21 protein-coding genes are annotated in these 25,518 nt (G+C 72.7%); 10 read left to right on the top strand and 11 right to left on the bottom strand.

Features of this window, described 5'->3' with window-relative positions:
* Positions 1–53: 53 nt before the first annotated feature.
* Entirely contained in the window at positions 54–662 is a 609-nt protein-coding gene (locus DAI17_RS06720) for a Maf family protein (RefSeq protein ID WP_107772124.1), read from the top strand.
* Here the strand turns inward: DAI17_RS06720 and DAI17_RS06715 are convergent.
* The 6 genes from DAI17_RS06715 to DAI17_RS06690 form a co-directional block, all read right to left on the bottom strand.
* Positions 649–1,038, bottom strand: a complete 390-nt coding sequence (locus tag DAI17_RS06715) for a universal stress protein (RefSeq protein WP_107772123.1) — start codon at positions 1,036–1,038, stop codon at positions 649–651. The two genes, DAI17_RS06720 and DAI17_RS06715, sit on opposite strands and share 14 nt — an antisense overlap.
* The gene (locus DAI17_RS06710; protein ID WP_107772122.1) at positions 1,039–2,556 is read right to left on the bottom strand and encodes a tripartite tricarboxylate transporter permease; all 1,518 of its coding nucleotides are present in this window, start codon (positions 2,554–2,556) and stop codon (positions 1,039–1,041) included.
* A 1-nt stretch (position 2,557) separates the two neighbouring features.
* A complete protein-coding gene (locus DAI17_RS06705) occupies positions 2,558–3,106 on the bottom strand; it encodes a tripartite tricarboxylate transporter TctB family protein (protein WP_107772121.1) in 549 nt (182 codons plus the stop codon).
* A complete protein-coding gene (locus DAI17_RS06700) occupies positions 3,106–4,095 on the bottom strand; it encodes a Bug family tripartite tricarboxylate transporter substrate binding protein (RefSeq protein WP_107772120.1) in 990 nt (329 codons plus the stop codon). The genes DAI17_RS06705 and DAI17_RS06700 overlap by 1 nt, the downstream gene beginning before the upstream one ends.
* Before the next feature lie 54 nt (positions 4,096–4,149).
* Positions 4,150–4,626 carry a GtrA family protein gene (locus DAI17_RS06695; protein ID WP_159081386.1) on the bottom strand — a complete coding sequence of 159 codons (477 nt, stop codon included), beginning with the start codon at positions 4,624–4,626 and terminating at the stop codon, positions 4,150–4,152.
* Between the two features lie 87 nt (positions 4,627–4,713).
* On the bottom strand, positions 4,714–5,910 hold the full coding sequence (locus tag DAI17_RS06690; protein WP_107772118.1) for an acyl-CoA dehydrogenase family protein: 1,197 nt from the start codon (positions 5,908–5,910) through the stop codon (positions 4,714–4,716).
* An 86-nt stretch (positions 5,911–5,996) separates the two neighbouring features.
* Here DAI17_RS06690 and DAI17_RS06685 point away from each other — a divergent pair, with 86 nt between their 5' ends.
* The 5 genes from DAI17_RS06685 (at position 5,997) to DAI17_RS06665 (ending at position 12,461) form a co-directional block, all read left to right on the top strand.
* Positions 5,997–6,947: an LLM class flavin-dependent oxidoreductase gene (locus DAI17_RS06685; RefSeq protein WP_107772117.1), complete on the top strand. Its 951-nt coding sequence runs from the start codon at positions 5,997–5,999 to the stop codon at positions 6,945–6,947.
* Between the two features lie 24 nt (positions 6,948–6,971).
* Positions 6,972–8,012 (top strand): iron ABC transporter substrate-binding protein, encoded by a 1,041-nt coding sequence (locus DAI17_RS06680; protein WP_234412301.1) that lies wholly within the window; start codon positions 6,972–6,974, stop codon positions 8,010–8,012.
* Between the two features lie 47 nt (positions 8,013–8,059).
* Positions 8,060–9,538 (top strand): ABC transporter permease, encoded by a 1,479-nt coding sequence (locus tag DAI17_RS06675; RefSeq protein ID WP_234412300.1) that lies wholly within the window; start codon positions 8,060–8,062, stop codon positions 9,536–9,538.
* On the top strand, positions 9,535–10,587 hold the full coding sequence (locus DAI17_RS06670) for an ABC transporter ATP-binding protein (RefSeq protein WP_107772116.1): 1,053 nt from the start codon (positions 9,535–9,537) through the stop codon (positions 10,585–10,587). The genes DAI17_RS06675 and DAI17_RS06670 overlap by 4 nt, the downstream gene beginning before the upstream one ends.
* 77 nt (positions 10,588–10,664) lie before the next feature.
* On the top strand, positions 10,665–12,461 hold the full coding sequence (locus DAI17_RS06665) for an acetyl/propionyl/methylcrotonyl-CoA carboxylase subunit alpha (protein WP_107772115.1): 1,797 nt from the start codon (positions 10,665–10,667) through the stop codon (positions 12,459–12,461).
* 24 nt (positions 12,462–12,485) lie between these two features.
* On the opposite strand, the gene DAI17_RS06660 is transcribed toward DAI17_RS06665, so the two are convergent.
* Entirely contained in the window at positions 12,486–13,142 is a 657-nt protein-coding gene (locus tag DAI17_RS06660; RefSeq protein WP_234412298.1) for a TetR/AcrR family transcriptional regulator, read from the bottom strand.
* Between the two features lie 197 nt (positions 13,143–13,339).
* Between DAI17_RS06660 and DAI17_RS06655 the strand changes: the two genes are divergently transcribed.
* Complete coding sequence (locus DAI17_RS06655) at positions 13,340–14,269, top strand: NAD-dependent epimerase/dehydratase family protein (protein ID WP_107772113.1); 930 nt, start codon at positions 13,340–13,342, stop codon at positions 14,267–14,269.
* A gap of 21 nt (positions 14,270–14,290) precedes the next feature.
* Here DAI17_RS06655 and DAI17_RS06650 read toward each other — a convergent pair whose 3' ends face one another.
* Positions 14,291–15,265 (bottom strand): SGNH/GDSL hydrolase family protein, encoded by a 975-nt coding sequence (locus tag DAI17_RS06650; RefSeq protein ID WP_159081385.1) that lies wholly within the window; start codon positions 15,263–15,265, stop codon positions 14,291–14,293.
* 83 nt (positions 15,266–15,348) lie between these two features.
* Between DAI17_RS06650 and DAI17_RS06645 the strand changes: the two genes are divergently transcribed.
* Positions 15,349–18,750 carry a pyruvate carboxylase gene (locus DAI17_RS06645; RefSeq protein WP_107772111.1) on the top strand — a complete coding sequence of 1,134 codons (3,402 nt, stop codon included), beginning with the start codon at positions 15,349–15,351 and terminating at the stop codon, positions 18,748–18,750.
* A gap of 6 nt (positions 18,751–18,756) precedes the next feature.
* Here the strand turns inward: DAI17_RS06645 and DAI17_RS06640 are convergent, their stop codons facing one another.
* Entirely contained in the window at positions 18,757–19,983 is a 1,227-nt protein-coding gene (locus DAI17_RS06640) for a SpoIID/LytB domain-containing protein (protein ID WP_107772110.1), read from the bottom strand.
* 130 nt (positions 19,984–20,113) lie between these two features.
* Here DAI17_RS06640 and DAI17_RS06635 point away from each other — a divergent pair, with 130 nt between their 5' ends.
* Together DAI17_RS06635 and DAI17_RS06630 are read left to right on the top strand one after the other, a co-directional pair.
* Complete coding sequence (locus DAI17_RS06635) at positions 20,114–20,791, top strand: hypothetical protein (RefSeq protein WP_107772109.1); 678 nt, start codon at positions 20,114–20,116, stop codon at positions 20,789–20,791.
* Positions 20,792–21,002: 211 nt separating this feature from the next.
* On the top strand, positions 21,003–22,634 hold the full coding sequence (locus tag DAI17_RS06630; protein ID WP_107772108.1) for a lysyl oxidase family protein: 1,632 nt from the start codon (positions 21,003–21,005) through the stop codon (positions 22,632–22,634).
* A 48-nt stretch (positions 22,635–22,682) separates the two neighbouring features.
* On the opposite strand, the gene DAI17_RS06625 is transcribed toward DAI17_RS06630, so the two are convergent.
* Positions 22,683–24,101 carry an NAD(P)H-quinone dehydrogenase gene (locus DAI17_RS06625; RefSeq protein ID WP_107772107.1) on the bottom strand — a complete coding sequence of 473 codons (1,419 nt, stop codon included), beginning with the start codon at positions 24,099–24,101 and terminating at the stop codon, positions 22,683–22,685.
* Entirely contained in the window at positions 24,101–25,504 is a 1,404-nt protein-coding gene (gene lpdA / locus DAI17_RS06620) for a dihydrolipoyl dehydrogenase (RefSeq protein ID WP_107772106.1), read from the bottom strand. Before lpdA ends, DAI17_RS06625 begins: the two co-directional genes overlap by 1 nt.
* Positions 25,505–25,518: the final 14 nt, after the last annotated feature.

Raw genomic sequence — 25,518 nt, 5'->3', positions numbered from 1 at the left:
GGCTGTGACTGCCCACACCCGAGCCCTCAGGCCCACCGCCTAGGGTCGGCGACATGCAGCTCGTGCTCGCCTCCGCCTCCCCCGCCCGCCTGGCCACCCTCCGCTCGGCCGGGATCGACCCGGTGGTGATCGTCAGCGGCGTCGACGAGACCCAGCTCGACAAGCTGCCGCCGGCCGAGCTGGCGCTGCAGCTCGCCGAGCTCAAGTGCGGCGCGGTGGCCGTGCGCGAGGACGTGCCCGCGCAGGCGCTGGTGCTCGGCTGCGACTCGGTGCTCGAGCTCGGCGGCGAGGCACTGGGCAAGCCGGAGTCCGCCGAGGTCGCGATCGAGCGCTGGCGCCGGATGCGTGGCCAGAGCGGCGTGCTGCACACCGGTCACTGCCTGCGCGAGGCGTCCACGGGACGGGTCGCGGCGGCGACGGCGAGCACCACCGTGCACTTCGCCGACGTGAGCGACGAGGAGATCGCGGCGTACGTCGCCACCGGCGAGCCCCTGTGGGTCGCCGGCGCCTTCACCATCGACGGGTTGGGCGGCGCCTTCGTGGAGTCCATCGAGGGCGACCACCACAACGTGGTCGGGGTCAGCCTCCCGCTGCTGCGTGGGCTGGTGGTCGAGCTCGGCCACTCCTGGACCGGGCTCTGGAACGCCGTCAGCCGGGCTTGACCGCGATGACCGGGCAGGTGGCGTCGATGATGACGCGCTGGGCCACGCTGCCCATGATCAGCTTGCCGACCGGGGTGCGGTGCCGGATGCCGATGACGACGGCGTCGGCGGAGACCTCCTTGGCCACCGCCAGGATCTCGTCTGCGATGTCGCGCCCCATGGTCTGCCGCAGCTCGTGCTCGACGCCGCTCTCGGCCAGCCGCTGCTCGAGGGTCACCTTGCCCTCCTCACCGAGGTAGCGCCGGTCCACCAGGGCGTCGCCCTTGGTGCTGTTGACGACCACGACGCCGGTCTGGCGGCGCTGCGCCTCGGCGATGCCGTGGGCGAGGGCGGCCTCGCCGTACTCGTCCGGGATGAAGCCGATCACGACAGCCATTCAGGAGACCTCCGACTCGGATGTTGCGGGGGTGGGCACCGGGCCTCGGACCCGGGACACGATCGTGGGCACGACCAGGGCGAGCAGGATCAGGACGTAGACGAAGATCGCCAGCGGCTCGTTGAACAGCCCGCTGATCTCGCCGTTGGACAGGTCCAGCGCCTCGCGCATCTTGGTCTCCATCAGCGGGCCGATGATGACACCGAGGATGAGCGGCAGGATCGGGATGCCGAAGCGGCGTACGGCGAACCCGATGGCCCCGAAGACGAGCAGCAGCGCCACGTCGAAGGCGCTCTGGTTGACCGCGTAGGCGCCCAGGGACGCGAAGAAGAGGATGCCGGCGTACAGCTGCGGTCGCGGGATGCGCAGCAGCTTGGCCCACAGCGGCGCGAGCGGGAGGTTGATGACCAGCAGCAGGGTGTTGCCGATCAGCAGGCTGGCCAGCAAGGTCCACACGAGGTCGGCCTGGTCGGCCATCAGCGTGGGGCCGGGCACGATGCCGTAGGTGCGCATCGCGGCCAGCAGGACCGCCGCCGTGGCGGTCACCGGGAGGCCCAGGGCCAGCAGCGGCACGAACATGCCGGCGGCGCTGGCGTTGTTGGCCGCCTCCGGGCCGGCGACGCCCTCGATGGCGCCGTGGCCGAACTCGTCGGACTTGCGCGAGAGGCGCCGCTCCATGACGTAGGAGAGGAACGTCGGGGTCTCGGCGCCGCCGGCGGGCAGGGCACCGAAGGGGAAGCCGAGGGCCGTCCCGCGCAGCCACGGCTTCCACGAGCGGGACCAGTCGTCACGGCTCATGAACGGCCGGCCCACCGGGATGACGTCGAGCGGCGTCCGGCGCAGGTGCGCCGCGATCCACAGCGCCTCGCCGATCGCGAAGATGCCCACCGCGACCACCACGATGTCGATGCCGTCGGCGAGCTGGAGCACACCGCCGGTGAGCCGCGCCTGGCCGGTCGAGAGGTCGAGGCCGACCAGGCCGATGGTGAGGCCGATGAACAGCCCGATGAAGCCGCGGAGCTTGGAGGAGCCGAGCACCGCGGTGACCAGCACCAGCGACAGCAGCATGATCGCGAAGAACGACGCGGCACCGATCTCGACGGCCAGGTCGGCCAGCGAGGGCGTGAAGAACGCGACCAGCAGGGTGCCGATCGTGCCCGCGATGAAGGAGCCGATGGCGGCGGTGGCCAGCGCCTGGGCGGCGCGCCCCTTCTTGGCCATCTTGTTGCCCTCGATGGCCGTCATCACCGACGCGGACTCGCCGGGGGTGTTGAGCAGGATCGAGGTGGTCGACCCGCCGTACATCCCGCCGTAGTAGATGCCGGCGAAGAGGATGAAGGACTGGGTCGGCTCCAGCCCGAACGTGATGGGCAGCAGCAGCGCCACCGCCATCGCGGGGCCGATGCCCGGGAGCACGCCGACGAAGGTGCCGAGCAGCACGCCGACGGCGGCGAAGGCGAGGTTCTGCGGCGTCAGCGCGTTGGCCATGCCGTCCAGCAGCAGGTTCAGGGTGTCCATCTCAGAGCACCCCGTCCAGGATCCCGGGCGGGATCGGCACGTCGAGGCCGACGTAGAAGAAGTACCAGGAGCCGACCGAGAGCGCGACGCCGACGAGCAGGTCGCGGAGCAGCGTGCGCGAGCCGAGCGCCCAGGCACAGCCGGCGAAGAGCAGCGCGCCGGTGACGGCCCAGCCGAGCACGTTGACCAGCGCCATGTTGAGCACCAGGATCCCGACCAGCTTGCCGACCGTCATCCAGTCCGGCGGCGTGGTGAGGTCGATGTCCTCGCCCTCCTCGCCCTGGGCCACGTCCCCGCGGGAGGTCGCGACGGCCAGGATGACCGCGAGCACGATCATCGTGGTGCCGATGACGTAGGGGAACACCCGCGGACCGACCGGGTCGCCGAAGCCGACGGTCAGCCCGCGCGCGTCGATCAGGGTCCAGAGCCCGACGAGGGCCAGGACCGCGGCGAGGACGTACTGCGCGCGGTCGACCTCGACCGGCTCCGTGCGAGGAGGCCCGGAGCCGTCGGGCGTCCCGGGACCGCCGGGGGCCTCGGTGGCGGCCATCAGAGGAGTCCCAGGTCGTCGAGGGTGGTGGAGACCCGCTCGTCCTGCTCCTGCAGGAAGGTCTCGAAGTCGTCGCCGGTCTTGAAGTCGTCGGTCCAGCCGTTGTCGGTCAAGGTCTGCTGCCACTCCTCGGTCTCGTGCATGGTCTCGAGGTAGCCGATGAGCTCGTCGCGGCGCTCGTCGGGGATGTCGGGGGGCGCCAGCAGGCCGCGCCAGTTGAGGAAGACCAGGTCGATGCCGGACTCGGTCAGGGTCGGCACGTCGGCGAACGCCTCCTGCGGGGAGCGCTCCTCGCCCGAGACGGCCAGCATCCGCAGCTCGCCGTCCTCGATGCTGCCGGCGAACTCCGCGGGACCGGAGAACCCCGCGTCGATCTTGGCGCCGAGCAGGGCGCTGGTGAGCGGGCCGCCGCCGTCGTAGGAGACGTAGTTGACCTCGCGGGGGTCGATGCCGACCTCGTCGGCGAGCTGCATCGGGAAGAGGTGGTCGGGCCCGCCGGGCGAGGAGCCGCCGCCGATCGCCAGGGAACCCGGGTCCGCCTTCCACGCCTCGATGAAGTCGTCGACGGTCTCGAAGGGCGAGTCCGCCGGTACGAGGATGCCCTCGGGCTCGCTCATCAGCTGGGCCAGCGGAGTGGCGTCGAGCGGTCCGTAGCCGCTGGCGAAGGAGTACGTCGAGCCGACGACGCCCAGCCCGACCGTCATCATCGTGTGCTCGTCGCCGGCCTCGCCGACGACCTGGGTCATCGCGGCGGCGCCGCCCGCGCCGATGACGTTCTCCACGGTGAAGGTGCCGCCGGTGACGTCGTTGTCCTCCATGACCGCCACGGCCGCGCGGCCGGTCTGGTCGTAGCCGCCGCCCGGGCTGTTGGGGATGATCAACAGCAGGTCCCGGCTGTCGTCACCGCGGGTCACGCCGCAGCCGGCCAGGGCCAGGGTGAGCGCGAGGATCGCGGCCCGAGCCGTCGTACGTCGTCCCAGCCGTCGCATGCGCCACATCGTGCACCCGGCGGGCGCACCCTGTCGAGGGACCCTGCGCGGGTCTCACGGCGTGGCCGTCGCGCCGTCCTCCGCTGCGTCCTCGCGGATCCCGAACACGAGCTGGCGGGTCAGCACGAAGCGCGCGGCGTTGGCCAGCGCGAGCCCGATGACGTTGGCCGACAGGTTGTCCGAGACCGGGTCGTCGAGCCCCAGGCCGTTGCGGCTGATCCACAGGCAGGCCATCGGGATCAGCATCGTGCCGAGGCTGATGAGGAGGAAGGCCGTCCGGCCGCCGTCGGGGTGCCGGGTGTCGCGGTGCCGGAAGGCCCACGACCGGGTGCCCCGGTAGGCGATCGCCGTGCCGACGAGGTTGGCGATGACGTAACCCAGCACCGGCTGGTCGTTGAGCGGCGCCCAGCCGCCGGTGTTGAAGCCGTGGACCAGCAGGTTGAAGAGCAGCACGGCGACGATGGTCGCGCCCAGCCCGACGGCCAGGTAGCGCCAGATCTCCCCCGCCAGCCGGCGGCCCCGTGGTGTCACGGACACAGGCTAGTCCGGTCGCTCGCCCGGTGGCCCGCCCGCCGCGTCAAGACCCCCTGATCGGGCGAGGCCGGCCGGGCCGGTGCGTCACTCGACCGGCAGGCCGAGCCCCCGCGCGATGAGCATCCGCTGGACCTCCGAGGTGCCCTCGCCGATCTCGAGCACCTTGGCGTCGCGGTAGAACCGCGCCACGGGGTACTCCTCCATGAATCCGTAGCCGCCGAAGACCTGCGTGGCGATCCGGGTCGCCGTCACTGCCGACTCGGTGGCGTAGAGCTTGGCCACCGCGGCCGCCTGCTTGAAGTCCTTCGTGGACACCGTCCGACCCGCGTCCATCGCGTCCTTCATCGCTGCCGCCTTGTAGGTCAGCAGGCGCGCCGCGTCCAGCATCACCTGGAGGTCCGAGACCTGGAACGCCACGCCCTGCTTGCGCCCGATCGGACCGCCGAAGGTCTGCCGCTCCCCGGCGTACTCCAGCGACATGTCCAGGCACGCCTGGATGCACCCGACGGCCAGCGCGGCGATCGCGACCCGGCCGTCGTCGAGCGTGGCCAGGAACTGCGCGTAGCCGCGACCCCGCTCGCCCAGCAGGTTGCCCTCCGGCACCCGGACCCCCTCGAAGGACAGCGGGTGGGTGTCGGAGGCGTGCCAGCCGAGCTTGTCGTAGGCCTTCTCGGCGGTGAAGCCCGGCGTCCCGGCCGGGACCATGATCGTGGAGATCTCGGGACGGCCGTCCTCGCGCTCCCCGGTCCGGGCGGTGACGGTCACCAGCGAGGTGATGTCGGAGCCCGAGTTGGTGATGAACTGCTTGGCGCCGTCCACGACCCACTCGCCGTCGTCCAGGACGGCCTTGGTGCGGGTCGCACCGGCGTCCGAGCCGGCGCCCGGCTCGGTGAGCCCGAACCCCGCGAGCCGCTGGCCGGAGACGAGGTCGGGGAGCCAGGTCTGCTTCTGCTCCTCGGTGCCGTAGGTCAGGACCGGGTTGATGCCCAGCCCGACCGCGGCCTCGAGCGTGATGCCCATCGACTGGTCGACCCGGCCGATCTCCTCGATCGCCAGGCACAGCGAGGTGAAGCCGCCGTCCTCCCCGGCCATCCCCGCGCCGCCGTACTCCTCCGGCGCGGTCAGGCCCATCAGCCCCAGCGCGCCCATCTTCTGCACGACGTCGGTCGGGAAGTGGTGGTCGCGGTCCCACTGCGCGGCGTGCGGGGCGATCTCCTTCTCGGCGAAGTCGCGGACGCTGCGGCGGAACTGCTCGTGCTCGGGGGACAGCTCGAAGGTCATGGCCACAGGGTAGCGCCGGAGGTTAACGATCGCTAACCCACACCGTGGCGCAGCCCACACCCGCGCGATTGTGGGACAGTCACGGGATGGAGGTGGGAGTCCACCTGCCGCAGGTCGCCACGACCTCGGCGACCCCCGACGTACGACGCGTGCGCGCGGTCGTCGACGCCGCGCGCGACCTCGGGCTGGCGGCGGTCTCGGCCAACGACCACCTCTCCTTCCACCGGCCGTGGCTGGACGGCCCGACGCTGCTCGCGGCGGTCGCCGACCGGGCGGCCGGGCTCGAGCTGGCCACCACCGTCGCGCTGCCCTCCCTGCGCGGACCGGTCCAGCTCGCCACGGCGCTGAGCACCCTGGCCACGATCGCTCCCGGCCGGGTCGTCGCCGGGGTGGGACCGGGGTCGTCCGCCCAGGACCACGCCCTGGCGGGCGTGCCCTTCGACCAGCGGTGGCCCCGCTTCGAGGAGTCGCTGTGGGTGCTGCGGGCCCTGCTGCACGGCGAGGAGCCACCCGCCACGTGGACCGAGGTGCTCGCCGGCGCCCGGATCGCGACCGAGCCCGTGCCGCTCTGGGTGGCCAGCTGGGGGTCGCCGGCAGGCCTGCGCCGGGTCGCGCGGCTGGGCGACGGCTGGCTCGCCTCGGCCTACAACACCACCCCGGAGGCCTTCGCCGACGGCCGCCGCACCCTCGCCGCCGAGCGCGACCGGCTGGGCCGTCCTTCGCTGCCGACCGCCCTGGCCACGATGTGGACCTGGGTCGACGACGACCCGGGTCGCGCGGAGCGGGTCCTGCGCGACGTGCTCGCCCCGCTGGTGCGCAGGGACCCGGACGAGCTGCGGAGCCGGGTCTGCGTCGGCACGCCGGCGCACTGCGCGGCGATCCTCTCGGCGTACGCCGCGGCCGGCTGCCGGCGGGTCTACGTCTGGCCGCTCGACGACGAGGTGGCCCAGCTCCGCCGACTGGTCGGGGAGGTGCTCCCGCTGGTGGACGCCGATGAGGAGGGCGAGACCCCAGACGCTAAGGTAAGGCGACCCTAAGCGCAGCACCGAAGGACTCGCCCCGTGACCTCCCCCGTACGCCGCCTCGCAGCGCGCCCCCTCGCCCGTCCGCTGGCCCTGGCGGCCGCCACCGTCGTCGCCCTGCCGGCCCTCTCGGCCTGCAGCATCCTCAACCCGCCGGACCTGGTGATCTACAACGCCCAGCACGAGGAGCTGCTCGAGGAGATCGTCCCGCTCTTCGAGGAGGAGTCCGGCCTCGACGTCGAGCTGCGCAGCGGCAAGGACCTCGAGATGGCCAACCAGATCGTCGAGGAGGGCGAGGACTCCCCCGCCGACGTGTTCCTCACCGAGAACTCCCCGGCCATGAGCATCGTCGACAACGAGGGCCTCTTCGCCCCGGTCCCGCAGGCCGCCCTCGACAACATCCCCGCGGAGTACGTCCCCAGCTCGGGCACGTGGACCGGCTTCCTGGCCCGCTCGACGGCCGTCATGTACAACACCGACAGCGTCACCGAGGCCGACCTGCCGACGAGCATCCTCGACTTCGCCGACCCCGAGTGGGAGGGCCGCGTCGGGTTCTCGCCGACCGGCGCCGACTTCCAGGCGATCGTCTCGGCCGTGCTCGAGCTCGAGGGCGAGGAGGCCACCCGCACCTGGCTGGAGGGGCTGGCGGCCAACGGCGTCGTGCTGCAGAACAACCTCGTCGTGATGCAGGCCGCCGACTCGGGCGAGATCGACGCCGGCATCGCGTACCACTACTACTGGTACCGCGACCAGGAGGAGAACGGCACTGACTCGGACAACTCGCAGCTCTACTTCTTCGGCGACCAGGACCCCGGCGCCTTCCTGTCCGTCTCGGGCGCCGGCATCCTGAAGAGCTCCGAGAACGCGGCGGGGGCCGAGCAGTTCGTCGAGTGGCTCACCTCGACGCCCGCCCAGCAGGCGATGGCCGAGTCCTACGCCCTGGAGTACCCCCTCAACCCCGAGGCCGAGCTCAACCCCGAGGTCAAGCCCTTCGACGAGCTCGAGCCGCCGACCGTCGACATCGCCAGCCTCAACGGTCCCCAGGTGACCGAGCTGATGACCGAGGCCGGCCTGCTCTGAGCACCGGCGCCCGCTCCACGACTCCACCCCTGCTGCTCGCGGCAGGGGTGTTCGTCGCGCTGCTGGCGCTCATCCCGCTCGTGTACGTCGCGACGTACACGGTCATCATCGGTCCGGCCGAGATCTGGGACCTGGTCGTCCGCCCCCGGGTGCTCGAGCTGCTCCGCAACACCGTGACCCTGGCCGTCGCCTGCATGGCCGCCTCGACCGTGCTGGGCGTCGCGCTAGCCTTCCTCGTCGAGCGCACCGACCTGCCGGCGCCCCGCCTGTGGCACGGGCTCCTGGTGGCGCCGCTGGCGGTGCCGGCGTTCGTCAACGGCTACGCGTGGGTCTCGCTGGACCGGTCGATCAACGGCTTCGGCGGCGCGTGGCTGGTGGTGACGCTGTCCTACTACCCGCTGGTCTACCTGCCCGTCGTGGCCGCGCTGCGCGGCCTCGACCCCGCCCTCGAGGAGGCCTCCTGGTCGCTGGGGCACACCCGGCGCCAGACGTTCTCCCGGGTGGTCCTCCCCCAGCTGCGACCCGCCCTGCTCGGTGGTGCCCTGCTGGTGGGGCTGCACCTGCTCGCGGAGTTCGGCGCGTTGTCCCTGCTGCGGTTCCCGACCTTCACCACCGCGATCTACGACCAGTACGGCTCCACCTTCAACGGCTCGGCGGCCACCGCCATGGCCGGCGTGCTGGTCCTGCTGTGCCTCCTCCTGCTGCTGGGCGAGCTGCGGCTGCGCGGCAGCCGCCGCTACGCGCGGGTCGGCCACGGTGCCGCCCGTGTCTCCGAGCGGTTGGCGCTGCGCGGCTGGCGCTGGCCGCTGGCGCTCGTCGTGACCACCCTGGTCGTGCTCGCGCTCGGCGTGCCGACCTACGCGCTGCTCCACTGGCTCGCCGTGGGCACCTCCGCCGAGCTCCCGCTGGGCGAGCTGCTCTCCGCCACCGGCTCGACGGTCGTGCTCGCGGGGCTCGGCGCGCTCGCCACGACCCTCGCGGCGCTCCCCGTCGCCTGGCTGGCCGTGCGCCACCGCGGCCGCCTCACGACGCTGGTCGAGCGCAGCACGTACGTCGCCAACGCGCTGCCCGGCATCGTCGTCGGCCTGGCCCTCGTGGTCGCCAGCCTGCGTCTCGTGCCGGTCGTCTACCAGACGGCGCTGCTGCTCGTCGTGGCCTACGTGATCCTGTTCCTCCCCCGTGCCGTGGTGTCGGTGCGCTCCGGGCTCGAGCAGGCGCCGGTGGTGCTCGACCACGTGGCGCACAGCCTCGGGACCGGGTCGCTCGCCACGGCGCGCCGGGTGACCCTGCCGCTCATCGCCCCGAGCCTCGGCGCCGGCGCCGCCCTGGTCTTCCTCGCCGTGGCCACCGAGCTGACCGCCACCCTGATGCTGAGCCCGATCGGCACCAGCACCCTGGCCACCGAGTTCTGGTCGGCGTCCTCGGAGCTGCGGTACGGCGCGGCGGCGCCGTACGCCCTGCTCCTCGTCCTCATCTCGGTGCCCGCCACCGTCCTGTTGATGCGTCAGGAGAGACTGCAGCCATGAGTGCTCTGACCATGACGGGGGTCAGCAGGTCGTTCCCACCGACCGGCTCAGGACAGGCGGCCACCCGCGCCGTCGACGACGTCACCCTGCACGTCCCGCACGGGTCGCTCACCGCCGTGCTGGGACCGAGCGGCTGCGGCAAGACCACCCTGCTGCGGCTCATCGCCGGCTTCCTGGTCCCCGACTCCGGCACCATCGCCTTCGACGACCGGGTGGTCGCCGGCGCCGGCCGCCCCGTGCCGCCCCAGGAGCGCCGCGTCGGCTACGTCCCGCAGGAGGGTGCGCTCTTCCCGCACCTCGACGTCGCCGCCAACATCGGCTTCGGGCTGCCCCGGGGCGAGCGCTCGGGTGCCCGCATCGACGAGATGCTCGACCTCGTCGAGCTCCCCCGCGGCTTCCGGGGTCGCGCCCCGCACGAGCTCTCGGGCGGTCAGCAGCAGCGGGTGGCACTGGCGCGGGCGCTGGCCCCGCGGCCCACCGTGGTGCTGCTCGACGAGCCGTTCTCCTCCCTCGACGCCTCGCTGCGAGAGTCCACCGGCCGCGCCGTGGCCCGCGCCCTGCGCGCCGCGCGCGCCACCGGCCTGCTCGTCACCCACGACCAGTCCGAGGCGCTCTCGCTCTCCGACCAGGTCGCTGTGCTGCGCGAGGGGCGCCTCATCCAGGCCGGGTCCCCGGCGGACGTCTACCTCGCTCCCCACGACCCCGAGCTCGCACGCTTCGTGGGCGGCGCGACCTCCCTCCCGGGCCGCGCCGGGGAGGGCCGTGCCGCCACCTGCGCCCTCGGCGCGGTCACCCTGACCCACCCCGCCTCCGCCGATGACCTGCTCCTGGTCATCCGTCCCGACCAGGTCGTCCTGGACGAGGCGGGCGTGGAGGCACACGTCGACGAGGTGAGCTTCTACGGCCACGACGCGGCCATCCGGCTCACCGTCGGCGGTGCGGCGCTGGTCGCGCGCGTGACCGGGCCGTCCGCCCCTGCGGCCGGCCAGACGGTGCGCGTCGGGGTGCGCGGGGCGGTGCACGCCTACCCCGCCCCGGTCCGCGACTGAGACCTCGGTCGGCGCCGTCAGAGGGGGGCGATAGTGTGCCCAGCGGTATCGGAGCCAGCAGCAGACCAGGAGTGATCGTGGCCGACAAGCAGGGATTGCAGAAGGTCCTCATCGCCAATCGTGGCGAGATCGCGGTGCGGGTCATCCGTGCCTGCAAGGACGCGGGCATCGGGTCCGTGGCGGTGTACGCCGACCCCGACCGCGACGCCCTGTTCGTGCGGCTGGCCGACGAGGCCCACTCCCTGGGTGGCGCGACCCCGGCCGAGTCCTACCTCGACATCGCCAAGATCATCGCGGTCGCCGAGAAGGCGGGTGCCGACTCCGTGCACCCCGGCTACGGGTTCCTCGCCGAGAACGCCGAGTTCGCCCAGGCCGTCATCGACGCCGGGCTGACCTGGATCGGTCCCCCGCCGGCCGCGATCGAGGCCCTGGGCGACAAGGCACGCGCCAAGCACATCGCCGACAAGGCCAAGGCGCCGCTCGCGCCGGGCACCAAGGACCCGGTCAAGGACGCCGACGAGGTCGTCGCGTTCGCCGAGGCCAACGGCCTCCCGGTCGCGATCAAGGCCGTCTTCGGCGGCGGCGGTCGCGGCCTCAAGGTCGCCCGCACCCTCGAGGAGATCCCCGACGCCTACGAGTCCGCGGTCCGCGAGGCCGTCACCGCGTTCGGGCGCGGTGAGTGCCTGGTGGAGAAGTTCCTCGACAAGCCCCGCCACGTCGAGACCCAGTGCCTGGCCGACCAGCACGGCAACGTCGTGGTCGTCTCCACCCGCGACTGCTCGCTGCAGCGCCGCAACCAGAAGCTCGTCGAGGAGGCCCCCGCGCCGTTCCTGACCGACGAGCAGGTCACCGAGCTCTACGAGTCCTCCAAGCGCATCCTCAAGGAGGCCGGCTACCACGGCGCCGGGACGTGCGAGTTCCTCGTCGCCCAGGACGGCACCATCTCCTTCCTCGAGGTCAACACCCGCCTCCAGGTCGAGCACTGCGTCTCCGAGGAGGTCACCGGCATCGACCTGGTCCGCGAGATGTTCCGCATCGCGGCCGGCGAGGAGCTCGGCTACGACGACCCGGAGATCCGCGGCCACTCCATCGAGTACCGCATCAACGCCGAGGACGGCGGCCGCAACTTCATGCCCGCCCCCGGCACCCTGACCCGCTGGCACCAGCCCTCGGGCCCCGGCGTGCGCCTCGACGGCGGCTACGACCAGGGCGAGACCATCCCCGGCTCCTTCGACTCCCTCATCGCCAAGCTCATCGTCACCGGCCGCGACCGCACCCAGGCCCTCGAGCGCTCCCGCCGCGCGCTCGACGAGTTCGTCGTCGACGGCATGCCCACCGTCATCCCCTTCCACCGCGCGGTCGTCTCCGACCCCGCCTACGTCGGTGCCTCCACCCCCACCGGGGAGGGTTCCTTCGACGTCTACACCCAGTGGATCGAGACCGAGTTCGACAACAAGATCGAGCCCTACGCCGGCGACGCGGGCGAGGCCGACGAGCCCGGCGAGCGGCAGAAGGTCACCGTCGAGGTCGGCGGCCGCCGCCTCGAGGTCGTCATCCCCGCCGGCCTCGGAGGACTCGCAGCCGCCGGCGGCAACGGCGGGGCGGCCGGCGCCAAGAAGCCCAAGCGGTCGGCCAAGAAGGCCGGCGCCGCCGCCTCCGGCGACGCCGTCACCTCCCCGATGCAGGGCACCATCGTCAAGGTCGTCGTCGAGGAGGGCCAGGACATCGCCGAGGGCGACACCGTCGTGGTCCTCGAGGCCATGAAGATGGAACAGCCCCTCAAGGCCCACAAGAACGGCACCGTCACCAGCCTCACCGCCGAGGTCGGCGCCACCGTCACCAACGGCGCCGTCATCTGCGAGCTCAAGGACTGACCAGGCGCTGACGGCGCACGCCGTTCACCCGAGGCCGACGGCCTCCACGAGCGCCGCGACGTGGTGCTCGAAGAGGTCGCCCGGGTCGGCGAACGTGTCGGCGCCGTACTGGCCGAACACCTCGAAGGACACGCAGCCGAACAGCGCTGCCCAGGCGAACAGCCCGCGCGTGACCAGGCGGTCGGGTGCTGTGAGGCCCATCTCGCGACGGATGCGGGCGAGGTCGCGCGACAACCGGCGCGGCGTGAGCGGCGTGTCGTCCAGCGAGATCGCCCCCGCCTGCCAGGCGTCCTCCCACACCTCGACCAGGCGCCCGACGACGCGGGTGCCCGGCCCGGTCGTCTGCTCGGCCGGCGCCTCGTAGCCGGGCACCGGGCTGCCGAAGAGCAGGGCGTACGTCGCCGGCTCGGCCAGGGCCCACGTCCGCGTGGCGCGGGCGATGGCGACCAGCCGACCGACGTGGTCGGCGCGCTCCACGCGCTCCAGCGCCGCGTCGACGGCGTCGCCGAGCTCGTCGTACCCGTCGACGACGAGGAGGGTGAGGAGCTCGTCCCGGCTGCCGACATAGCGGTAGACCGCCGACGACACCACCCCGAGGTCGCGGGCGACCGCGCGCAGGGAGAGCGCCGCGGCGCCGTCGGTGGCCAGGTGGGCGCGGCCGATGCGGACGATGTCACGCATCGTCTGCTCGCGCGCCCTGGCCCTCGGTGTCATCGCACCTGATGTCGTCGCACTTGACGTCGTGGCATCGCTCATGCGACGAGTGTGCCACGAACGCGAGCGCCAGCCGCACAAGAGAGCAGTGCTCTTGCTTTTTCGATCGACACGCGTCATGCTGGTCGAAACGAGAGCACTGCTCTCCCGAATCGAGGAGCACCATGAACGCCGTCCACGTCGTCACCGGAGCCGGTCCCGTCGGCTCGACCGTCGCCCTGCAGCTGGCGGAGTCCGGCCAGCAGGTCCGGCTGCTGACCCGGTCGGGCAGCGGCCCCGAGCACCCCCGCATCGAGCGCCGTCGCGTCGACGTCTCGCACCCCGAGCAGCTCGACGCGGCCTTCGCGGGGGCCGTCGCGGTCCACCACTGCATCCACGGGTCGCGGTACGACGCCCGCACCTGGCGGGCGGAGCTGCCCGTCGCGGAGCGGCACGTCCTGGCCGCCGCCGGGCGGGTCGGCGCCGTGGTGGTCTTTCCCGAGAGCCTCTACTCCTACGGTCGGGTCGACGGCCCCATCACCGAGGACACCCCGCGCACGGCCACCGCCGGCAAGCTGGGCGTCCGGACCGAGCTGCTCGCGCAGCGCGCGGCCTCCCCCACGCCCACCGTGAGCGTGGCGGCCTCGGACTTCTACGGCCCGCTGGTCCGCAACGCCCACGCCGGCGAGCGCCTGGTGCCGACCGTGCTGGCGGGACGGACCATGCGGGTGCTGGGCAGCCTCGACCAGCCACACTCCTTCACCTACGTGCCGGACCTGGCCGCGGCCATGGTCAGGGCGGCGGCCACGCCCGCCCTGTGGGACACGGTGCTGCACGCGCCGACGGCACCGCCCGTCACCCAGCGCGAGCTCGTCGAGCAGGTCGCCGCAGCGGCCGGCGTCGAGGTGCCTCGGATGTCCACGATCCCGTCGTGGGTCCTGTCGGCCGCGGGCGTCGTGTCCCGCGACAGCCGGGAGCTCGCGGAGACGGCGTACATGTTCACCCGACCCTTCGTGCTCGACTCGACGCGGAGCCAGGAGCTGCTCGGGCTGGCGCCCACGCCGTGGGCGACCGGGCTGGAGGAGACCGTGGACTGGTGGCGCACGGCCGGGTGAGGCGGGCGGCCGAGGGCCGGCTCAGCCCCGCGCGCCCTCGTTGCGCACCACGGCGTCCCGGGGCGGCGAGGCGGTCTCGGTGGAGGGTGCCTCGTCGCCGGTCAGCGTCCGGAAGACCTCCTGCGCGACGCCCCTCATCCCGGCGAGCACCGGGTGGAAGGGGGCAGCGACGCCCAGGCGCATCTCGGGTCCGTTGATCCAGGCGTCCGGGCCCGCGCACACGTCGTGACCCTCCGACACCTCGTCGAGGTCGACGTACGTCGCGCCGGCGGCCTCGGCACCCCCGCGCAGCGACTCGTTGAGCCGGTCGGCCACCCGCGCCGCGGTCTCCAGCCGGCTTGGCGGGAGCGACACCGCGCCGCAGCCGTCCTCGGTGGGCAGCACCTGCGGGTAGCCCACGACGTAGACCGCGGCCGCCGGCGCGCGCTCGGCGATCCGGAGCACCGCCCGCTCGACCCGCGACTCCACCCGCCGGGCGTCGCGGAGGAGGCGCTGCTCGAGGCCGGGCGGGCACGCCTGCGCGTCCCCGGGGGCACACCCGACCAAGGAGGAGAAGATGCCGAAGTCGTTGCCGCCGATGCCCAGCGTCACCAGGTCGGTGTCCTCCGAGAGCGCGGCGAGCTGGGGGGCGACGGTGCCGCCCCCGATGAGCCGCTGCCGGCCGACCAGGTCGGCGGTGTCGGCCGCCGAGCAGGTGACGTCGCGGTAGGACGCGACCGAGAGCCACCCGGCGAGGAAGGCCGGGTAGTTGTCGGTCGACCGCACGCACCCCGACGGGTCGGACCGGACGGTCGTGACCAGCGGGCCGGCGCTGTAGGAGTCGCCCAGCGCCACGTAGTCGATCTCCGCCGGCAGGTCCCCGAAGGTCGGCTCCAGCACCTCGGCCGGGCCGGGCGAACCACCGGCGGAGTCGTCGACGAGGGAGCACGCGGACGTCCCGACGGCGACGGCGGCGAGGAGGGCCGTGAGGGCGCGGCGGCGGGGGGTGACGGGCACCCGACGATCATCCCACCGGGGCGGTGACCGTCCTACGGACCGGTAACGAAGGGTGGCCCGGGACACTCGATAGCGTGCCGCCCATGTTCTCCAAGGTGCTGGTGGCCAACCGCGGCGAGATCGCGATCCGGGCGTTCCGTGCGGCGTACGAGATCGGTGCGCGCACCGCCGCGGTCTTCCCCCACGAGGACCGCTGGTCCGAGCACCGGCTCAAGGCCGACGAGGCCTACGAGATCGGCGAGCGCGGCCACCCCGTCCGGGCCTACCTCGACCCCGACGCGATCGTCGCGGTGGCGGTCAGGGCCGGCGCCGACGCGGTCTACCCGGGCTACGGGTTCCTGTCGGAGAACCCCGCACTGGCCGAGGCCTGCGCCAACGCCGGCATCACCTTCATCGGCCCGAGCGCCGACGTGCTGACGCTGACCGGCAACAAGGCCCGCGCGATCGCCGCCGCCAAGGCGGCCGGCGTCCCCACCCTCCAGTCGGTCGCCCCCTCCACCGACGTCGAGGCCCTGCTCGAGGCCGCCGATGCCATCCCCGCCCCGCTCTTCGTCAAGGCCGTCGCGGGGGGTGGCGGCCGCGGCATGCGTCGCGTGGACGACCGCGCCGACCTGCGCGAGGCCATCGAGACCTGCATGCGCGAGGCCGAGGGCGCCTTCGGCGACCCGACGGTCTTCATCGAGCAGGCGGTCGTCGACCCACGGCACATCGAGGTGCAGGTCCTCGCCGACGGGACGGGCGGCGAGGACGGCACGATCCACCTCTTCGAGCGCGACTGCTCGGTGCAGCGCCGCCACCAGAAGGTCGTGGAGATCGCCCCGGCCCCCAACCTCCCGGCCGGGCTCCGCGACCGGATGTGCGCCGACGCCGTCCGGTTCGCCCGCGAGATCGGCTACCGCAACGCCGGCACCGTGGAGTTCCTGCTCGACCCCGACGGCAACTACGTCTTCATCGAGATGAACCCCCGCATCCAGGTCGAGCACACGGTCACCGAGGAGATCACCGACGTCGACCTCGTGCAGTCGCAGATGCGGATCGCCTCGGGCGAGACGCTCGCCGACCTCGGCCTCACCCAGGACGGCATCGTCATCCGCGGGGCCGCCCTGCAGTGCCGCATCACCACCGAGGACCCCGCCAACGGCTTCCGACCCGACACCGGCAAGATCACCACCTACCGCTCCCCCGGCGGTGCCGGGGTCCGCATCGACGGCGGCACCACCTACACGGGCGCCGAGGTCAGCGCCCACTTCGACTCGATGCTGGCCAAGCTGACCTGCCGCGGCCGGACCTTCGACAAGGCCGTCGAGCGCGCCCGCCGCGCCGTCGCGGAGTTCCGCATCCGGGGCGTCTCCACCAACATCGCGTTCCTCCAGGCGGTGCTCGACGACCCCGACTTCGCCGCCGGCCGCCTCACCACCGGCTTCATCGAGGACCACCCGCACCTGCTGTCGGCACGCGCGTCCGGCGACCGCGGCTCCAAGCTGCTCTCCTACCTCGCGGACGTCACCGTCAACCAGCCGCACGGCGCGGCGCCGGTGACCGTCGACCCGGTGTCCAAGCTCCCCGCCGTCAGCCTCGACGTGCCCGCCCCCGACGGCAGCCGGCAGCACCTGCTCCGCGTCGGTCCCGAGGAGTTCGCCCGCGCGCTGCGCGAGCAGGACCGGGTCGCGGTCACCGACACGACCTTCCGCGACGCGCACCAGTCGCTGCTCGCGACCCGGGTGCGGACCCGCGACCTGCTCTCCGTGGCCGGCCACGTGGCGCGCACGACGCCCCAGCTGTGGTCGCTCGAGGCGTGGGGCGGCGCGACGTACGACGTGGCGCTCCGCTTCCTGTCCGAGGACCCGTGGGAGCGGCTCGCGCGGCTTCGCCAGGCGGTGCCCAACATCTGCCTGCAGATGCTGCTGCGCGGCCGCAACACCGTCGGCTACACGCCGTACCCGACCGAGGTCACCCGGGCCTTCGTCCAGGAGGCGGCCGACACCGGCATCGACGTCTTCCGCATCTTCGACGCGCTCAACGACGTCGAGCAGATGCGCCCGGCCATCGAGGCGGTGCGCGCCACCGGGACGACCGTCGCCGAGGTCGCGCTCTGCTACACCGGCGACCTCTCCGACCCCGACGAGCGGCTCTACACCCTCGACTACTACCTCGACCTGGCCCGCCGGATCGTCGACGCGGGCGCGCACGTGCTGGCCATCAAGGACATGGCCGGCCTGCTGCGGGTGCCGGCCGCGCGCACGCTGGTGACGGCGCTGCGCGAGGAGTTCGACCTGCCGGTGCACCTGCACACCCACGACACCCCCGGCGGCCAGCTCGCCACGCTGCTCGCGGCGATCGACGCCGGGGTCGACGCGGTCGACGCCGCCTGTGCGTCCATGGCCGGCACGACCTCGCAGCCGCCGCTGTCGGCGCTCGTCTCGGCGACCGACCACGGACCGCGGGAGACCGGCCTGTCGCTGGCCAGCGTCAACGCGCTCGAGCCCTACTGGGAGGCGACCCGGCGCGTCTACGCGCCCTTCGAGTCGGGGCTGCCGGCCCCGACGGGCCGCGTCTACCGCCACGAGATCCCCGGCGGCCAGCTCTCCAACCTGCGCCAGCAGGCGATCGCGCTGGGGCTGGGCGAGAAGTTCGAGCAGGTCGAGGACATGTACGCCGCGGCCAACGACATCCTCGGCAACGTCGTCAAGGTGACGCCGTCCTCCAAGGTGGTCGGCGACCTCGCCCTGCACCTGGTCGCCGTCGGCGCCGACCCGCAGGACTTCGAGGACGACCCGGGCTCCTTCGACATCCCCGACTCGGTCATCGGCTTCCTCAACGGCGAGCTGGGCGACCCGCCCGGCGGCTGGCCGGAGCCGTTCCGCACCAAGGCGCTCGAGGGCCGGTCGTGGAAGCGACCGGTCGCCGAGCTCACCGCCGAGCAGACCGCCGGGCTGGCCTCGGAGTCCGCGCGCGAGCGTCGCGACACCCTCAACCGGCTGCTCTTCGCGGGGCCGACGGCGGAGTTCAAGGAGTCGCGCGAGACCTACGGCGACGTCTCGGTGCTGCCGACCGTCGACTACCTCTACGGCCTGCGCCGCGGCCAGGAGCACGTCGTGGACCTCGACGAGGGCGTGCGCCTGCTGATCGGCCTCGAGGCCATCGGCGAGCCCGACGAGCGCGGCTTCCGCACGGTCATGTGCACGCTCAACGGCCAGATGCGGCCGATCGCGGTCCGCGACCGCAACGTGGCCTCCGAGGTCGCTGCCGCCGAGAAGGCCGACCCCTCGCACGGCGGCCACGTCGCGGCGCCCTTCGACGGCGTGGTGACCGTGGGCGTCGCCGAGGGCGACACGGTCGAGGCCGGCCAGACCGTCGCGACCATCGAGGCCATGAAGATGGAGGCCTCGATCACCGCGCCCCGTGCCGGTCAGGTCGAGCGGGTCGCGGTCCCCGGCACCCAGGCCGTCGAGGGCGGCGACCTGGTGGTCGTGCTGGGCACCTGAGCCTGCTCAGTCCCTCGTGCGGGCCTGGAGCGGGGCGACGCTCACGGTGAACCACGAGGAGCGCAGCCCCAGGACCGTGCGGAGGGTGTCGCCGGTGACGGCGGCGCGACCCCGGGTGCCCACCAGCGTGATGTCCTGCACCCGGCCACCCCACTCGCCGTTGCCGTCCCGGCCCGCGATCTCGATGGAGGTGAGGTCCCCGATCCCCGGGTAGTGCCGCTCCAGGGCCGCGTCACCGGCCGTCCTGGTCCAGGTGTGCACGCGGTTGCCCTCCCACCCGTCGTAGGGGTCCTCCTGGGCGACCAGGTAGGGCGTCGAGCCCGCCGACGTCCAGCCGCCGCTGCTCGCGGAGAACTGCGTGAACGCCGGCCGGCCCTCGTAGGTCAGGCCCTGGCGGGCGGTGTCCTTGACCGCCTGGGTGGCCGCCGGGTGCTCGGCACCGACTCCTCCGTAGACCTGGCACTGGGTGGTGTCGCAGATCTGGTAGTGCCGGGCGTTGGGGTGCGAGCGCTCCGCGGCGGCGTACGTCCGGGCCGCGACCGCCTGGGCACGCACGGCGTCCGGGCTCCACGAGGCGGGGATCTCGAGGGGTACGACGCCGCGCAGGTAGGACTCCATGCTCAGCACGTTGACGGTGTCGCGCGCCGCGCTGCCGGGGGTCGGGGACGCGGACCGCAGCACGCCGCGGTAGGTCCTGCTGCCGGCCGGCGTCACCAGGGTCAGGCGCTTCCTGGCCGCGGAGAACTGGGCGTCCCCGCGGAAGACCTTCCACGTCCGCCAGCCCGTGCCCTTGAGGTGCTGCACCTGGGATCGCCCCCCGGCGAGACCGTTGACGCGCCACTGCCGCGCGCCGTTGGTCGGCAGGGTCCAGGACTTCCGGCGGGCCAGCCGGGTCACGGTCAGGCCCTTCTGGGCGGCCACGACCACGTCGTCGGTGGTGTCCCCGGTCAGCCAGACCGAGATCCGTCCCCGCTGCTCCCCCCATGAGGTGCCCGGGTAGTAGAACTCGATGATCTGCTGCCAGGGGATGCCCTGCCGGGCGGCACCCTCGGCGCCGTACTGCGACATGCCTCGGCCGTGGCCGTAGCCGTGGCCGGTCAGGGTGATGGTCGAGGGCCCGGAGACGGCGTACACCTCGGCCTTCCGGCTCGCGGTCGACGGCGCCGCCGTGATGACGGAGGCGACCAGCACGGACGCGCCGAGCAGGACGAGCGAGCGGGGGGAACGGCGCATCAGGTGCGTCTCCTGGGTCTGGTGGGACAGACGTGACGGTCGATGACACCACGCGTCACACCAGCCCACAACACGACCGCGAGAACTACAGATCTGTAGTTCTCGGCCACGCGTGGACTACCCTCCGCGCATGGTGTGGACCCCGGGGCGACGCAGGCGCGAGCGCGAGGCCGAGCTGGTGGCCCTGGACCGCTGGCGGGTGGCCCGGCGGATGCTCGACGACGAGGTCACGGCGCTCGGCGAGGACCTCGCCGAGCTGCACGGTGACACCCTCGCCGACGAGCTGTCCGACGAGGCGCAGCACCACTACGGCCGCGCCCTCGAGCACTACGAGCAGGCCAAGGCCCTCGTGGCCGCGTCCACCACCGCCGCCGACCTGCTCGGCGTCGAGCAGGTCGTCGCCGACGCGCGCTACCACCGGGCCGCCGTGCTGGCGATGCAGGCCGGCGAGCCCCTCCCGGACCGTCGAGAGCCCTGCTTCTTCGACCCGCGCCACGGCCCCTCGGTCCGCGACGTCGGCTGGGCGCCGCCCTCGGGCGTCGAGCGGACCGTCGCCGTCTGCGCGGCCGACGCGCGCCGCCTCGAGGGCGGGCAGGCGCCGGCCGTCCGGCAGGTGCGCGTCGGTGACCGCTACGTCAACGTGCACGAAGCGGATCCCTTTGCCACGGTCCGGGACCTCGCGGACCCGCAGCGGGGTCACGTGGCACCGGGGAGGGACACCCGCCGCACCGACAAGCACCTCGCCGAGGCCTACGTCCGCCAGACCGTCAACGGTGACAACCTGCCCGGGGGGCACGGCCGGCTCTGAGCCCTCGGCCGAGGCCTGGACCGACCCGACGCCGGCACCGCCCTACGGCTGGTGGGAAGCCGCGCGTCGCACGCCGAGATCCGTCGTACCCCATTTTGCTCAACGTCCTGGACGTGGGCGTCTCTGGCTGGCGCCCCGTCGCCAGACTGGGAGGCGTCCGGGGACGAGTGCAGCCGAAGCGGGAAAGCACATGATCAATTCACGGGGGACCATGTCCATCGCCATCGTGCTCGCGTTCACCGCGGGCACGGTCGGCACGACACTCGCGACGGACGCGTCAGGGTCGGCATCGCCCCCGCACCTGCTGGTGGCGGGGCGAGGCGGGCACGACCACTCGACGCCGGTCCACACCGCCACGAGCACGAGGGCGAACGGCCTCGAGGCGAGGATCACCCTGAACGCCGCGGGTTCTCGTTACGTCGGGACGAGCGTCCCGATCAAGGGTTACCTCCGCGGCAACACGGAGGGAGTCCGCAAGCGCATCGTCGTGCAGAGCAAGAGTGACGGCGGATGGCGCGACCGGGCGCGGAGGTTCCAGCGTCGGCTCGGGGTGTACCGGCTGCCGGCGCAGGAGGTCACCCGACCAGGGAGGATGCGGTTCCGCACGGTCGTCTGGGCCCGTGGCGAGGTGTTGGACGTCTCCAACGTGATGTCGGTGCGTGGCGTGGCGCTGCCGACGCAGACGCCCCCGCCCACGCTGACGCCTTCGCCGACACCCACCACCACACCCACCCCGACGGCTGACACCACGCCCACCCCGACGCCCACGCCCACCCCGACGCCCACCCCGACGCCCACCCCGACGCCCACGCCCACCCCGACGCCCACCCCGACGCCCACGCCCACCCCGACGCCCACCCCAACGCCCGAGCCGGAGCGCATCACCGAGAAGCGGACGATCGACGGCGCGATCACGTGTGAGCACCTCCGCGTCGCTGTGCTCCACCAGGAGCGGACGAGCGTGTGGACCTGGGACCCGACTGCAGGGCGCTGGGTGCTCTCGTGGACGCCTTGGGACACCGTGTCGACCACGAGCCGTGAGGCCGCGGCCGCCGACTGCGTCAACGTGGTCGAGCGGACGAGCGCGGACGTGCTGCTGCCCGACATCCGGATGAAGAACCTCGACGCGTGCGGAGCGAGTGAGCGGGAGCTGTCGGGCGGCTCGTGCTTCCGCATCGTCAACCCAGCGCCGGCGAACTCCAGCTTCCCCCACCTCACCGGGAAGAAGCTGCTGAAGTTCCCCGTGATCACGCTCAACGTGGGGATGGGCCCGTCAGAGCTGGTGGCCGACAGGTCCTCCCCGACGTCCTCCACCTGGCGGGCGTACCAGACCTTCCTGCGTCCCAACGGGGACCGCGAGTCAGTGGTCCTTCCCGGCGCGGAGTTCTACTACGCCGGTGACGGGCACAGGCACTGGCACGTCCGCGACTTCGACGACTACTCACTGCTGGACGCCGACGGTGAGACGGTCCGGACCGCCGAGAAGCACGGGTACTGCCTGCAGGACAACACGCGGTACGCGCCGATGCGCGGCGAGCCCGGCGTGCCGGACGAGCCCGTCTACCCGGATGCGACGCAGTGCGGCAAGGGCCTGCCAGACGCCTTGGCGGTGATCCACGGCATGAGCAGGGGCTGGGGTGACACCTACTCCTCGGCGCTGCCCGACCAGGCGCTGGACATCAGCGGCGTGCCCGACGGCGAGTACGTCGTGGAGCTGACCGCGGACGCCAACAACCACATCCGCGAGACCAACGAGACGAACAACACCGCCTCCATCCGTGTCGTGATCACGGGCGACACCGTCGCGATGGTCCCCGGCAGCGCGACCGGGGGGCTGGGTTGACCGCCGTCCCCCCGAGGAGCAGCGGCGGGGAGTGACCGCCGCCCGCCCTCAGACCTTGTGCAGCCTGCGGGCGGCCTCGGCGACCGAGCCGCTCATCGACGGGTAGACGGTGAACGCCTGCGCGAGCTGGTCGGCCGTCAGCGACTCGGCCACCGCGATGGAGACCGGGTGGATGAGCTCGGAGGCCCGCGGTCCGACGACCACTCCCCCGACGATGATCCCGGTGCCGGGGCGGATGAAGAGCTTGACGAAGCCGTCCCGCACACCCTGCATCTTGGCCCGCGCGTTGCCGGCCAGCGGCAGGGTGACCACCTCCGCCGGGATCTCGCCCGCGTCGACCGCCTTCTGGGACCAGCCCACGGTGGCGATCTCGGGGGCGGTGAAGACGTTGGAGGAGACCTTCTTGAGGTCCAGCGGCGAGACCGCGTCACCGAGGAAGTGCCACATCGCGATCCGGCCCTGCATCGCCGCCACCGAGGCGAGCATCAGGACGCCGGTGCAGTCGCCCGCGGCGTACACCCCCCGGGCGGACGTGCGCGAGACCCGGTCCACGGCGATGAAGCCGCCGTCGTCGGTGGCGACGCCGGCCTCCTCGAGCCCGAGGTCGGCGGTGTTGGGGACCGAGCCGAGCGCCAGGATGCAGTGCGACCCGGTGACGGTGCGACCGTCGGTGAGGGTCACGGTGACGGTGTCGCCCTCGCGGGTCACCGACTGCATGCGGGACTGGCTGAGCACCTCCATGCCACGCCTGGTGGCGACCTCCTCGAGCACCGCCGACGCGTCGGCGTCCTCGCCCGGGAGCACCCGGTCGCGGGAGCTGACGAGCGTGACCGGGATGCCGAGCGCGAGGTAGGCGCTGGCGAACTCGGCGCCGGTGACGCCCGAGCCGACCACGATCAGCTTCTCGGGCACCTCGTCGAGGTCGTAGACCTGCTCCCACGTGAGGATCCGCTCCCCGTCGGGCTGGGCCGAGGGGAGGGTGCGCGGGGCGGCACCGGTCGCCACGAGGATCGCGTCAGCCGCCAGCGTCTCCTCGGTGCCGTCGGGCAGGGTCGCGACGACCGTCATGTCCCCGGCCAACCGCCCGCGCCCGCGCAGGACGCGGACGCCGTCGCGGTCGAGGCGGGCCGCGATGTCGGCCGACTGGTCGGCGGCGAGCTGCTTGACCCGGGCGTTGACCCGCGCCAGGTCGACCCGGATCGTCGTTGCCGCGTCGCCCTCGTGGTCGGCGAAGTCGATGCCGAGCTCCGAGGACTCGGCGACCTCGGTCATCAGCTCGGCGGTGGCGATCAGGGTCTTGGAGGGCACGCAGTCGGTGAGCACCGCGGACCCTCCCACGCCGTCGGTGTCGACGACGGTGACCTCGGCGCCCAGCTGGGCGGCCACGTGGGCCGCCTCGTAGCCGCCGGGCCCGCCGCCGATGATGACGACGTGGTCGGCGCGACCGCCGTGGGCTGCAGCGGCCATCAGAGGTTGATCATGTGGCCGGCGATGCCTTCGACGGCTTCCTTCACCGCTTCGCTCAGCGTCGGGTGCGCGAAGACGTTGCGCGACACCTCGTCTGCGGTGAGGTCCCACTGCTGGGCCAGCGTCAGCACCGGCATCAGCTCGGTGACGCCGGGGCCGATCATGTGGGCGCCGAGGATCTCGTTGTGCTCGGCGTCGGCCACGACCTTGACGAAGCCGAACGCCTCGCCGAGTCCCATCGCCTTGCCGTTGGCGGTGAACGGGAAGGACGACGTCTTCACGTCGTACCCCTTCTCCTTGGCCTGCGCCTCGGAGTAGCCGAACGAGCCGATCTGCGGCATGCAGTAGGTGGCGCGCGGGACCATGTCGTAGTTGATCGGCATGGTCTCGGCGCCGTTGATCGTCTCGGCGGCGACCACGCCCATCGCCTCGGCGACGTGGGCGAGCATCATCTTGCCGGTGCAGTCGCCGATGGCGTAGACGCCCTCGACGTTGGTGCGCATGTAGTCGTCGATCGCGATGGCACCGCGCTCGGTGAGCTCGACGCCGGTGGCCTCGAGGCCGAAGCCCTCGACGCGCGGCGCGAACCCGAAGGCGGCCAGGAACTTGTCGGCCTCCAGCACCTGGGTGTCGCCGCCGGCGGCCGGCGCGACGGTGACCTTGACGCCCGAGCCGGTGTCCTCGACGCCCTTGACGGCCGTGCCGGTCATGACCTTCACGCCGAGCTTCTTGTAGTGCTTGGCGAGCTCCTTGGAGATGTCGGCGTCCTCGGTCGGGACCATCCGGTCGAGGAACTCCACGATGGTGACCTCGACGCCGAAGTTGGCCATGACGTAGGCGAACTCGACGCCGATCGCGCCGGAGCCGCCGATCACGATCGACTTCGGGAGCTGGTCGGTGAGGATCTGCTCCTCGTAGGTCACCACGTTGTCGCTCAGCTCGACGCCCGGTACGAGGCGGACGGTGGCGCCCGTCGCGATGATGAGGTTGTCGCACGTGTAGGACGTGACGTTGCCGTCGTCGTCCTTGACATCGAGGGACTTGGGGCCGGTCAGGGTGCCCCAGCCGTCGACCTCGGTGATCTTGTTCTTCTTCATCAGGAAGTGGACGCCCTTGACGATGCCGGCGCTCACGTCGCGGGAGCGCTTGTGCGTCGGGCCGAAGGCCATCGTCGCGTCGCCCTCGATGCCGAACTTGGCCTTCTCGTGCTGGAGCGTGTGCGCCAGCTCGGCGTTCTTGAGCAGCGCCTTGGACGGGATGCACCCGACGTTGAGGCAGACACCGCCCCAGTACTTCTTCTCCACCACGGCGACCTTCTGGCCGAGCTGGGAGGCGCGGATGGCGGCGACGTAGCCACCGGGGCCGGCGCCGAGGACGAGGGTGTCGAAGTGGGTGTCGGTCACGGGCCACAGACTAA

This window comes from Nocardioides sediminis, assembly GCF_003047295.1.
Classification (GTDB): domain Bacteria; phylum Actinomycetota; class Actinomycetes; order Propionibacteriales; family Nocardioidaceae; genus Nocardioides; species Nocardioides sediminis.
This window is presented reverse-complemented; position numbering and strand designations above follow the sequence as displayed.